10 protein-coding genes and 1 CRISPR repeat array are annotated in these 12,404 nt (G+C 36.2%); of the genes, 9 read left to right on the top strand and 1 reads right to left on the bottom strand.

From position 1 onward, the window contains the following. Nucleotides 1-85 precede the first annotated feature (85 nt). Nucleotides 86-718 carry a hypothetical protein gene (locus F948_RS09855; RefSeq protein WP_004963280.1) on the top strand — a complete coding sequence of 211 codons (633 nt, stop codon included), beginning with the start codon at nucleotides 86-88 and terminating at the stop codon, nucleotides 716-718. A 256-nt stretch (nucleotides 719-974) separates the two neighbouring features. On the opposite strand, the gene F948_RS09850 is transcribed toward F948_RS09855, so the two are convergent. After that, nucleotides 975-2,429 (bottom strand): CYTH and CHAD domain-containing protein, encoded by a 1,455-nt coding sequence (locus tag F948_RS09850; protein ID WP_004963277.1) that lies wholly within the window; start codon nucleotides 2,427-2,429, stop codon nucleotides 975-977. Between the two features lie 173 nt (nucleotides 2,430-2,602). Between F948_RS09850 and F948_RS09845 the strand changes: the two genes are divergently transcribed. The 8 genes from F948_RS09845 to cas6f all read left to right on the top strand — a co-directional run bounded on the left by F948_RS09845 (nucleotide 2,603) and on the right by cas6f (nucleotide 11,702). Continuing rightward, nucleotides 2,603-2,974: an Mpo1-like protein gene (locus F948_RS09845; protein WP_004956250.1), complete on the top strand. Its 372-nt coding sequence runs from the start codon at nucleotides 2,603-2,605 to the stop codon at nucleotides 2,972-2,974. A 112-nt stretch (nucleotides 2,975-3,086) separates the two neighbouring features. Further along, nucleotides 3,087-4,025 (top strand): type I-F CRISPR-associated endonuclease Cas1f, encoded by a 939-nt coding sequence (cas1f, locus tag F948_RS09840; RefSeq protein WP_004963272.1) that lies wholly within the window; start codon nucleotides 3,087-3,089, stop codon nucleotides 4,023-4,025. A 138-nt stretch (nucleotides 4,026-4,163) separates the two neighbouring features. Next, nucleotides 4,164-4,391 carry a DUF2188 domain-containing protein gene (locus tag F948_RS09835; protein WP_004963268.1) on the top strand — a complete coding sequence of 76 codons (228 nt, stop codon included), beginning with the start codon at nucleotides 4,164-4,166 and terminating at the stop codon, nucleotides 4,389-4,391. A 138-nt stretch (nucleotides 4,392-4,529) separates the two neighbouring features. Continuing rightward, nucleotides 4,530-7,907: a type I-F CRISPR-associated helicase Cas3f gene (cas3f, locus tag F948_RS09830; protein ID WP_004963266.1), complete on the top strand. Its 3,378-nt coding sequence runs from the start codon at nucleotides 4,530-4,532 to the stop codon at nucleotides 7,905-7,907. Nucleotides 7,908-7,921: 14 nt separating this feature from the next. Next, a complete protein-coding gene (gene csy1, locus F948_RS09825; RefSeq protein ID WP_004963263.1) occupies nucleotides 7,922-9,163 on the top strand; it encodes a type I-F CRISPR-associated protein Csy1 in 1,242 nt (413 codons plus the stop codon). Then, nucleotides 9,163-10,047, top strand: a complete 885-nt coding sequence (csy2, locus tag F948_RS09820; RefSeq protein WP_004963260.1) for a type I-F CRISPR-associated protein Csy2 — start codon at nucleotides 9,163-9,165, stop codon at nucleotides 10,045-10,047. Before csy1 ends, csy2 begins: the two co-directional genes overlap by 1 nt. A gap of 26 nt (nucleotides 10,048-10,073) precedes the next feature. Continuing rightward, nucleotides 10,074-11,087, top strand: a complete 1,014-nt coding sequence (gene csy3 / locus F948_RS09815) for a type I-F CRISPR-associated protein Csy3 (protein ID WP_004963257.1) — start codon at nucleotides 10,074-10,076, stop codon at nucleotides 11,085-11,087. 3 nt (nucleotides 11,088-11,090) lie between these two features. Then, the gene (cas6f, locus tag F948_RS09810) at nucleotides 11,091-11,702 is read left to right on the top strand and encodes a type I-F CRISPR-associated endoribonuclease Cas6/Csy4 (protein WP_004963255.1); all 612 of its coding nucleotides are present in this window, start codon (nucleotides 11,091-11,093) and stop codon (nucleotides 11,700-11,702) included. Between the two features lie 131 nt (nucleotides 11,703-11,833). Next, nucleotides 11,834-12,401: direct repeats of the CRISPR family, unit length 28 nt; unit sequence GTTCATGGCGGCATACGCCATTTAGAAA. Nucleotides 12,402-12,404: the final 3 nt, after the last annotated feature.

The following is a 12,404-nucleotide window of genomic DNA, read 5'->3' as shown; positions in this document are numbered from 1 at the left end:
TAAGACGTCTTATTATAGTCAAAGCCTTGTCGAAACTAAACCTTTGCCTTAATCTAAAATAGCCTAAGCAAATCGAATTATCATCATGCAAGATGCTATCGCCATTCAAAGCTTAAAAACAGATATCGCTTTACTTCGTCAACATATTTATCCACCTCAATATTTGGAACATGTTGAAGGTTTACCGATTTATTATGGTCTAAAAGATGAGGTCGATGAGTATTATCGTCAATGGCAACCATTGATTGAAAGGGCGCAGGAACTTTGTCAGCCTTTTATGGAAGATGAGCCTGTGGATGCGATTCATTTACCCAGCCATCTGAATCTGCCATTGTTTTTCTTTCACGTCGATCGTATTCGAATCAATAAAACTCGCGCTAAAGAGTCTAAAACTTTTCGTGGTGTTGCGGCATTGGTCGAAAAGTGTGGGCAATTTGACACAGATCAGATTTTTGCGATGCAAGAATGGTTAGGGAGTGATGACACTGCTGCTTTGGTGGCTCATCGTGAGTTTATAGATTTGCGTACTTACGTGTTTCAGCATGGGCAAAGTGAATATACACGAACCCGTTTTTATATGAATGGTGTGATTTTAAGCGTCGAACCACATTTTAAATTGGTGGATGCACGGGATAAACCACGTAAGCAACGTAATGATAGTTATAGTGATCCGATTGCGGATAATGGCACGTGGAAGATTTTTGGGAAGTATCGGTAAATGATTTTAAGCTCAATATGAAGATATTATCTACCTGATAAAGGATTAATTCTCATTTTTCGTTAAGGTGAGCAAGACCTCAAAAATTATGAATAACCGAATACCTTTTGTATAGGTAGTGCCTTACTTTTGACTGGGCAAAAGTAACAAAACCCTTCCGTTAAGTTGATGGCACATCCTTGATGCCAAAGCTTAACGGCGGCATTCATGCCACCAGCACGATAACAGAGTGAGGTGATTTTCCCTTGCAGAGCAATCACTCCTCATCCCAAAAAATGTCTTTGATCGATAAATCCTCTAGTTTCTTTGCAGCCTTCTTAGCAACATGTGGTTGTTGTGCTTTTACCCAACCTAAAGCAAATAAAAATTGTGGGTGCTCTGTAGCTTGTTCCTCGAAAATATGTTCAGCGACAAACAAATCATTATAAAAACCTAAATATTCCTGAATTGGCTGTAATTTATCTAGGAATTGTTGAACATCTTTCTCAAGATAAAGATCAGAAATAAAGTCGATACAATAACGCAATTGTTTTACTCGTTTGCGGGTTCGATGCTGTTCTTCTATAGCAAGTGATGAAAAATGTTCTGCATCCTTGAGGATTTTTTGATAGAGCTTGGTTAAACTTTTTGCAGCTTGTTTAGTGACTTTAGGCTTTGATTCAGATTCACGATAGCTAAAGTTGAGTAGTGATAAAAATAGCTCAGTAGTTTGAGTCCGACTGAAAATCTGAGCAATATTAGTTACGTCAGAGGCTGTAAGCTTAAATTCAAAATCACACACTTTCTGAATTAAAGGAATGACCGAATCTTGGATGGCATCATTGTCACGCGAATCACCCAAAACTCTAAAAATTTCAGCTAACTGACTTTCCCAAGACTCATCAACTTGAGTTGACCAGTTTGAAAAATGTTTTAAGGCAGAACGCAAACGTCTTATTCCCACACGTGCTTGGTGAATATGATCCGCTTCTGCAACACCATCAGCAATCGCTGCTGCATTAGGTAAAATATGATTTAACGTATTTTCGACAATTTGTTTGATTGCTTGATCAGCACTAATATCAGATTCTAATTTGAGCGTTTTTGCTTTAGTAGCAGGAGAGACACGTTTAGTTACGGCAAGTAAATTACCACGTTCAGCCTTACTGCGAACATCTAGCCATAATTGATATTTCTTCACCCATGTATGTGCGAATGTAATTAGGTCTTGGGGTGAGCCTTGTTTCAGTTCAAATTCAACTTCACATATTTGGGCTTGATCGTTAGGTGTACGAATTTCACCATCATCTAAACAAACTTCAATTAGCGAATTTTCAAATTCAAAAACATGAAATGTACGTTGCACATCTGTTTGGAACTGAAGTAGTAGTTCAGTAGGCGAGTCACCTAATACATCACGTAGTACACTTTGAACGGTTTGATTATGTTTATAAAGTGTAAGGTCCAATTCAGGTTCTTGTTCACATTTACCTAAATAGATGTCTTCTTCAATACGTTGCAAATGATTTTTAGTCGCAGCTTTAAAGGTTTGTACCCAATGATCACCCTCTTGACGCAGACGAATAGCCACATAATTTTTTGCTAATAGACGATCAGCAGTATCATAGTATTTTGCTTGCAAACGAATTTTCTGAGCTGATTGTTTATTTAAAAATTGCAGGACACTTTTTTTCTTAGATTCAGGTAGCTGAAATTTAAGCTCTATTTCCATGATGTTATAACTCCTGACCATTTTTGATAAATATTCTAAAATTAGTATAACGTGTTGATCTCAAAAATTATTGTAAAGATCTTTTAAGTCTCGTTGAGGATGGCTCACAATGACTTTATTTTGAACAAAAAATACTTTAAGTTGTGGGGAGTTTAAAGATTAGGATGATCCACATGAATGCACCAGCGAAGATCGATAAGCCAGTAGAATTCACATTGCCAATTAAAGACTATAATGAATTTTACCGCTTTTATTTAACTGAACATCGTAGTATTGCGAGCCGACGTTTGCATGTAGCAGGTAGTACACTGGGTTTGTATTTTTGGAGTAAAGCAATTCGCCAGCGTAAAGCAAAGTATTTAGCTTATGGTTTATTGTCTGGATATGCGTGTGCATGGGTTGGACACTTCTTTTTTGAACACAATAAGCCAGCGAGCTTTAAACAACCACTTTATAGTTTTATTTCAGATTGGCGTATGTTGTCTGATGTTGTGCGCGGTCGTCTAAGTTTAATTGACCGTCAGTTTGATAAAATTGAATCTTAATCTTTAATAGAAATAGAGTTAAAACGACATAGTACGTCGCTCAGCTGCTTCGGCAGCTTTTTTATTACCAAATGTTCAAGTAGTATAAGAAAAAACAAGAGAAATCATAAGAATGGAACAACTTAACCCATCTGATTTAAAAGCAATCTTACATTCAAAACGTGCAAATCTTTACTATCTCGAACATTGTCGAGTGATGCAAAAAGATGGTCGGGTTTTATATCTCACTGAAGCCAAAAATGAAAATCAGTATTGGAATATTCCAATAGCTAATACGACGGTAATTTTACTTGGAACAGGTACGTCTATTACTCAAGCGGCAATGCGAATGTTGTGTAGTGCAGGTGTTTTGGTAGGTTTTTGTGGGGGTGGCGGTACACCATTATTTGCAGGGAGTGAAGTAGAATGGTTAACACCACAGAGTGAATATCGTCCAACTGAGTACATGCAAGGATGGATGAGTTTTTGGTTTGATGAAGCTAAACGTTTAGATGTGGCCAAACAATTTCAATTTGCTCGAATTGAGTTTATCCGCAAAATTTGGGCAAAAGACAAAGACCTAAAAGATGAAGGTTTTTATTTAGATGATCTAGATATTCAACAAGCTTTGGATGGTTTTGAAAAGAAAATACCGCATCAGAGCAAAGTAGGTGATTTATTGCTTGCAGAAGCCCAAATGACCAAACAACTTTATAAGATTGCAGCGATTCGTTGCAAACTTAGTTTTGAACGTAATCCTGAACAGGGGGATTTGGCGAATGACTTTTTAAACCATGGCAACTATTTGGCTTATGGGCTTTCGGCTACCACGCTTTGGGTGCTCGGTATCAATCATGGTTTTGCAGTGATGCACGGTAAAACAAGACGGGGTGCTTTGGTGTTTGATGTTGCTGATTTGATTAAGGATGCTGTAGTTTTACCTTGGGCTTTTATTTGTGCCAAAGAGGGTATGTCTGAGCAAGAATTCCGTCAACAGCTATTGCAGAAATTTACGGATTATCGCTGCTTGGATTGGATGTTTGAGCAGGTGAAAGAAAAATCAATATTATAAAACAGAAATACTTTATAGGTTGAATTTATTTTTTATCTGATTTATTGTGTGTATAGAACAAAAGTTCTACAGCAAACGGAGATGGTTATTTTCCAAATCTTCGTCTGTGATTTCACCATATGACATTAGGAGAAAAATATGTCAAATAAATCAACTCATGTTGTTCCAAATACCAAAGGTGGTTGGGATATTAAACAAAGTGGAGGGCAGCGTTCTTCTGGACACTTTGATACTAAGCACGAAGCAGTTCAACGCGCTAGAGTAATCAGTAAAAATCAAGATACGGAATTAGTTGTTCACAACAAAGATGGGCGTATCTCTGGTAAAGATAGTCATGGTAATGATCCTTACCCACCAAAAGGGTAATTATATAAGCTATATAGGCTGCTTAGAAATATAAGGTATTACTGTTTGATTTTTTGCCGCACAGGCAACTTAAGATAATTGTGAGTTGAAATATTTGAGGATGTTTCAACTCTTTTAATAAAATTTTAAGGACGAAACATGATTGTCACTTTTATCTCCCAATGCGAAAAGAAAGCCATCCCTCGAACTCGTCGTGTGTTAGATGCGTTTGCAGATCGTATAGGTGATAACACTTGGCAAACGGTGATCACTGAAGATGGTTTGTTAGCAGTAAAAAAGCTGCTTAGAAAAACAGTTACTAAGAATACTGCGGTGAGTTGTCATTGGATTCGTGGTCGGCGTAGAAGTGAACTTTTATGGATTGTGGGAAATCGTAATAAGTTTAATGAGCAGGGGATTGTTCCTGTTAATACTAAAAGAAAAAGTTTAGTTCAAAATAAATGGGAAAATGATTGGCATTATTTACCTATAATCAAAGCCTTGGTTGCTGTTTCTGCTTTACTGCATGATTGGGGCAAAGCAACCGTTTTGTTTCAGCAAAAACTCCTCAGTAAAAATAATCAATTTAAAGGTGATCCATTACGGCATGAATGGATTTCTTGCATGTTGTTAAATGCTTTGGTGCAATCATCGGGTAATACTAAGTCAGATGAAGCATGGTTAAATCTATTGATCAATCAAAGTTGGGATGAGGATTTACTTAAACAAACCATCTTAAAAAACTCCGATCAATCAAAAGTTCTTGATCAACTTCCACCTTTAGCGCAGTTAGTTGCTTGGCTTATTGTTTCGCATCATCGTTTACCGAATTTAAAAGATGATAAAGCTTTAAAAGCTTATGCGGCTGAACCCGCAAATAATATTGCTGAACTCTTTGAGTTGATTGAAGCAGATTGGGGTTATCAAAATAAGTTTGAAGAGAAAGAATATCAACAACGCTTGAAATTATGTTTTGAATTTGAACAAGGTTTGTTGACTCAATCAGTTGAATGGACAAAGCTAATTAAAAAATGGTCATCACGTTTACTGCAAGAATCTCAGGTATCAGAACAAATTTTTATTGATGGTAGTTGGCGAGTGATTTTACATCATGCAAGGTTATGTCTCATGTTGGGTGATCACTATTATTCATCATGTCAGGCAGATAAAACGTGGAAAACAAATTTAACACTCGTTGCAAATACTGACCCTTTAACAAAACAAGCGAAGCAGTATTTAGATGAGCATTTGGTACGTGTCAGTGACAATGCCATGCGTGTCGCACAGTCTTTGAGCCGTTTAGCGGATGACATGGAGTCAGCATATGATATTCAAAAATTAAAAAAGAAAAGTCCCCAAGGTTTTGAATGGCAAGATCAGGCTGTCAAAGGAATACAGCAATTTATTCAGAAAAATGAAACTGCTAGGAAACAAGGTTGGTTTATTGTCAATATGGCGAGTACAGGTAAGGGTAAAACCATTGCCAACGCAAAAATTATGCAAGCTTTATCAAAGGATGGAGGATCATTACGGTATATCTTGGCTTTAGGACTAAGAACATTAACCTTACAAACAGGAGATTCATATCGGCATGATATAGGATTAGGTAATGATGAGCTTGCTGTTTTAATAGGTTCAAAAGCTGTTCAAGAGCTGCATCATAAAAATACAAAGAATGATCAAAAAGATGAAATCAATATTGAGGAAATTGGTTCTGAGTCGTTGGAAGAACTATTAGAAAATGAACTCGATTATGATGCTATGCCGCAAGCCGACTTTATGAATGCCTTGTTTCCAAAGCATCAAGAACAACGAAATAAAGCTTTTTTATATAAACCTGTTTTGACTTGCACCATTGATCATATGATGGCGGCCACTGAAACCAAGCGTGGTGGTAAATATATTTTACCGAGCTTGAGACTTTCTTCATCTGATTTGGTCATTGATGAAGTTGATGATTTTAATGGTCAGGACTTAATTGCAATTGCTCGACTCATTCATTTAGCTGGAATGTTGGGGCGTAAAGTGATGATTTCATCGGCAACGATTCCGCCTGCATTAGCTGAAGGTTTTTTTAATGCTTATCAGCAAGGTTGGTCGCTTTACTGTGCTTTTAAGAAACTTAAAAATACAGATGCTGTTGCGATGTGGGTCGATGAGTTTAAAACTAAAATTCAAACCATTGATTCAAGCCAAGCAATGGAAGCGACCCAGCAATTTAAACATTTACATCATTCATTTATTGAACTTCGAGCAGATGCGTTAAATAAGCAAAACGTCAAACATAAAGCATATATTGTAGATTGTGCTGATCTTGTCGCAGAAAAAGAGGTTCATCGTTTAGATCAAAGTTTGCAGTCCCAATATTTTGAACGGATTAAGCAGAATGTTGAACAGTTGCATTTAGATCATCACACTATAGATATTCAAACTGGTAAAAAAGTTTCATTCGGAGTAGTACGGGTAGCGAATATTCCACCATGTGTAGCACTCACGCAGTATTTATTGAACGCTGAGTGGTCTAAAAGCATAACACCACGTGTCATGGCATATCATAGTCGTCAAGTTCTCTTACTACGTAGTGAACAAGAGCGACATTTAGATCAAGTTCTAAAACGTAAAGAAAAACGAGAAGAGCAGCCTGCCTCATTTTCAAATGAAGTCATTCGCCAGCATTTAGATTCAACTGATGATGAACATGTTATTTTTATTTTGGTTGCTACACCTGTAGAGGAAGTTGGCCGAGATCATGATTTTGATTGGGCCATTGTAGAACCGTCTTCGTATCGTTCTATCATTCAATTAGCAGGGCGAGTGTTACGTCATCGAAAATTAGAACATGATATTCAAAAACCGAATATTGCTTTGCTGCAATATAATTTAAGAGGGCTTCGCAAAGCTAAGGTTGCGTTTGAGAAACCAGGTTTTGAAGTTAATAATGATAAATTCAAATTACAGACGAAAAATCTAACTGAGCTTCTCGAAATTACAGCATCTGATTTTAATATTAATGCGATTCCACGAATTAAGGCAAATCAGCCTTTACAAGCGGTAAAAAAATTAGCTGATCTTGAGCATGCTGTGATGGGAGATGCTCTCACATCATACAATAAAGTTGGAGCAAAACCTCTCAATGCTTGGTTAACTCAAAAATGGTTTTTAACAGCTTTACCTCAACGATTTACACCTTTTAGGCAGAGTTCACCTAATATTCAGCTTTTTGCTGTATTAAAAAATAAAAAACTTGAGTTTTCTATAAAAGATGATTTTGGGAAATATATTAATCGTAATGGTTTTTATAATATTTATCACATTCAATTAAATGAGTTGGAGAATAAAAGATTATGGTTAAATCGAAATTATTACGACATTTTATGTCGTTTAGCTCTTGATAATTCAGGTAAAAATGAGGATATTGAGGAAAAGATAGAATCATTATCAAAACGGTATGGGGAAATTATGTTGCCGGAATATGATGAGAATAAAAATCTTATCTATTCAGAGCATTTTGGACTTGTAGTGTTAGATAAAGAATAAAATGGAGGGGGAATATGGCTGAAAGCATTCATGCATTTTTAAATGAGCGTAAAGAGCTTTGGTTAAAAGATCGTATAAAGAAAGCTGAAAATGAAAGTGTAATAGCTGAATTACAGCAGCAAGCAAAAGATAAATTTAGTTTGAATGAGTGGCTTCCTGATGCAGCGAAAAGGGTTACTCAGCTTTCCATGGTGAGTCATCCAAGTAAATTTAGTCATCCAAGTGCTAAAACTTCAAGCGTTATTGCCAATGTAGAGCAACGTAATGATGGTTATTTACGAAGTGGGAACGTGAACTATTCATTAGATGTATTTGGCAATGCTGCCGCAATGGATGTATTTAAGTTTTTATCCTTGCCACTAAATGAAGAATTAACTGTATTAGATGGTTTTGAAGAGAATGATCAAGGGCTTAAGAATCTAATTGCTGATGCTAAACTAAACTTTGAAACTTTAAGTGCGGAGTTTTTGAAAATAAAAGCAACAGATAACTCTATTAGAACCGATCACTTAGTAAAACAAGTTTACTTCCCCGTTAGTGAAGTAAATTATCATTTACTTTCTATACTAACACCCTCAGGTTTAATCACTCGATTAAAACAGGCAATAGATGTTATGCGTTTTTCTGAAGAGACCAAACAGGCTAAAGAGTCACGTAAGAAAAATGAGCATCATGAAGTTGGATATTCAGATATTTTTGATTTAACTGTAACTGCTTATGGTGGAACTCAACCACAAAATGTCAGTGTTTTGAATAGCCAAAATGCGGGGCGGGCGTATTTATTATCGAGTTGCCCACCTGTATTTGAAAACCGTAATATTAAATTACCTAATCAGGACTTTTTTCAACAGTGTCTATATTGGAAAAAATTTAGTAGTGAATTTGAAAGCTTACAAAAATATGTCACGGAGATTAATAATCAGCATACACGTAAAAAAATTAAAAAGATTTTGCGTAAAATGGTTGAAGATATTTTATTTATTGCTTTCTGTGTACGTAAAAATGAAAAGGGATGGTCTAAAAAGGAACACTATCAATCTTTAGTTTTAAAACAAAAAATATGGCTTGATGATGCATATTTAGATGTAAGACAAACTGAAAACGAATGGCGAGACGAAATTGCTAGAAGAACTGCTAAATGGATTTTAGATAGCTTTGAAGATTTCTATGGTTCTAAGTTATTTGGCAGTCCAGAAATCATTGAGTTAAAAGCTATTGTATTTGAAGCATTGGATGAAGATAAGGAGTTTTTTTAATGCGTTATTTTCTATTGATTCCTCATTTAAAACTCCATAATGCAAATGCGATGAGTAGTCCATATACCATTGGATTTCCTGCAATGACCGCTTGGCTCGGTGCAGTTCATGCCTTGCAACGTAAATTGCAAGCTAAAGCTTTAGATGTGGCTTTAACTAAAGTGGCAGTGAGCTGCCATGAATTTAATTTACAAACTTATAAAGGGCAAGGGGATTTTGTTCATTCAATTATAGGCACTGCGAACCCGCTAGATAAAGATGGAAGCAGGCCAGCTTTTATCGAAGAAGCACGATGTCATTTGGAAGTTTCTCTTTTAATCGAGATCGAAAATCTAAGCATCAAAAAAAGAGAGCAGCTTTTGGAAATGGTTACTGATTTGGTCGGTAGTATGAAATTTGCCAGTGGGGATGTTCTAGCAGTTAAAAAGTGTCAAGTTATTGATTTTGATGAAGATGAAAGTCAGGACAAAGAATTAAGACCTATCTTAAATAAACTCATGCTTGGACATGTGCTTATTGAGCGCCGTGATCTTATTATTGAAAGTATGAATCAGGGTAAAGATGCATTAGATTCAGTTTTAGATTATTTGAAGGTCACCCATAGTTCAACCATAGATGAGTATGACAAAGTGACATGGACATCCAAGCGTAAAGCTGAAGGTTGGCTTATACCGATTGCTGTCGGTTTTCAAGGAATCTCAGAACTAGGACGAGCAAAAAATCAACGCGATGCCAATACGCCTCATCGTTTTGCTGAAAGTGTTCTTACTTTGGGGGAGTTTGTGATGCCGTATCGTATAGAACATATTGATCAACTTTTATGGCAGTATCATGTTGATTTGGAAAATAATTTATATCTTTGTCAAAATGTTTCAACAATTTAAATGAAAAACTGAAAAAGGAAAAAATCATGGCTAAGAATGAAAAAGTAGTTGCAAGTGTACTCGCATTTGAAAAGAAACTTGTTCCATCTGATGGTTATTTTTATGGAACAACTTGGGGAAATCGTGAAGAACAAACAGCTTTGAAACTTATTCAAAAATCAGTACGGGGAACAATTTCCAATCGACTAAAACCAGCCGTTGCAAGTGATCCATTAAAATTGAATGCAGAAGTTGAAAAAGCGAACTTACAAACTGTAGATGCCTGTGCGTTGGGTGAGCATCAAGATACTTTAAAGGTTGGATTCACTTTGAAAGTACTAGGTGGTGTTGAAAATCCATCAGCTTGTAATAATGAAATGTTTCTACAATCTTATCAGTCAGTAGCTAAAAACTATATTCAACAATATGGTTTTACAGAATTAGCAAAGCGTTATGCTTTAAATATAGCGAATGCGCGTTTCTTATGGCGTAACCGAGTAGGCGCTGAAAAAATTGAGGTTGTAGTTACAGTTAATGATCAACCTGCAGTCAGTTTTAATGCTTTGGAATATCCATTACATAACTTTGATAAAATTGATGAAAAAGTACATAACTTGGCTAATCAAATTGCACAAGCTTTAAAAGGCGAAACACCCTATTTATTAATTAAAATTGAAGCTTATGCATTAGTAGGAAAAGCGCAAGAAGTTTATCCAAGTGAAGAGTTAGTTTTGGATAAAGGCAAAGGTGATAAAAGTAAAATTCTTTATCATGTAAATGATGTTGCAGCAATGCACTCTCAAAAAATTGGTAATGCACTACGTACAATTGATACTTGGTATCCTGAATTTGATGATAAGAAAACAGCAATTGCGATTGAACCATATGGTGCAGTAACTAATCTAGGGAAGGCTTATCGTACCCCTAAAGATAAAAAAGATTTTTTCAGCTTATTTGATAAATATGCTTTAGGTGATTCTTTAGAGAATGCTGAACAAGAACATTATGTAATGGCTGTGTTAGTGCGTGGTGGAGTATTTGGTCAAAGTGGCAAGGAGTAAGTGATGGATTGGTATCAAGAAATCACCTTGATTGATCAAGATGAAATTTCCCCCTATTTTATTTGGTCAAAAGTTTATACCCAGCTTCATATTGCTTTTGCCGAACACAGTAATGAGCAGGGTAGAATACTCTTCGGTGTATCTTTTCCTCAATATCGTATTAATGAGCAAAAGAAAATTGGTTTTTTGGGTACAAAAATTCGTGTGTTTGCCAGTTCGGAAAATCAGCTACAACAGCTTAATTTAGGTAAATGGCTAGAACGATTCATTGATTATGTTCATATCATTCAACCGAGAGAAGTACCTCAAGCTAAAGTTACTGGTCATGCACACTATTATCGAGTCAATCCAAAGATGGGGATTGAGGAACGTATAGTTCATCAAGCGCAACGTCGAAAAATTTCTTTGGATGAAGCTAAGCAACATTTTAAACAATATATTGAACAACCTATCATTGAGCCTTATGTGAGTTTAAAAAGTCTGAGTGCTAAACGAGAACAAAATATAGATCGACCATATCGTTTATATATTGGTAAATCTCTTGTTGATGAGGCAAAAGATGGAGAGTTTGGAACGTATGGACTAAGTCGAATGGCAACAGTTCCAGAATTTTGACCCAATATTTTTTTACTCTTTAACAGCTCAATAAAATCAATAAGTTACACCAAGTCATTTTTTGGTTGGGTAAATTGCTAAAAACCATCATAAATACTTGTTGTAACTTATATTTTTACTATAATTTTATAGTTCATGGCGGCATACGCCATTTAGAAAAGTCAAACCAATCAGATACTTTTTGCCAAAATGTTCATGGCGGCATACGCCATTTAGAAAAAGTGGGAAACCATCTGCGTTGTATGTAGCAAGTTCATGGCGGCATACGCCATTTAGAAATGTAGATTGAAGAATTGTATTGTCGTAATTGGGTTCATGGCGGCATACGCCATTTAGAAAATTAAAAGAACCGCTTACATAGCCTGAGCCGCGTTCATGGCGGCATACGCCATTTAGAAAATAATGAATCGCTAAGAGACTCTAAGCCAATTGTTCATGGCGGCATACGCCATTTAGAAATTGCGACCCCTGCGCACAGCTTCGGGGACTCGGTTCATGGCGGCATACGCCATTTAGAAATGATCCAGATACACCTGACGACCCTAATAACTGTTCATGGCGGCATACGCCATTTAGAAAACAACCAAAAACAACATAAGTCTATATATATCGTTCATGGCGGCATACGCCATTTAGAAATTGAGGTGTTGTTCTCCAGTCGCAGTCTGGAGGTTCATGGCGGCATACGCCATTTAGAAATTG

It is taken from the genome of Acinetobacter junii CIP 64.5 (assembly GCF_000368765.1).
GTDB lineage: Bacteria > Pseudomonadota > Gammaproteobacteria > Pseudomonadales > Moraxellaceae > Acinetobacter > Acinetobacter junii.
Note: the sequence above shows the minus strand (reverse complement) of the source record. Positions and strands in the feature narration are given on the sequence as shown.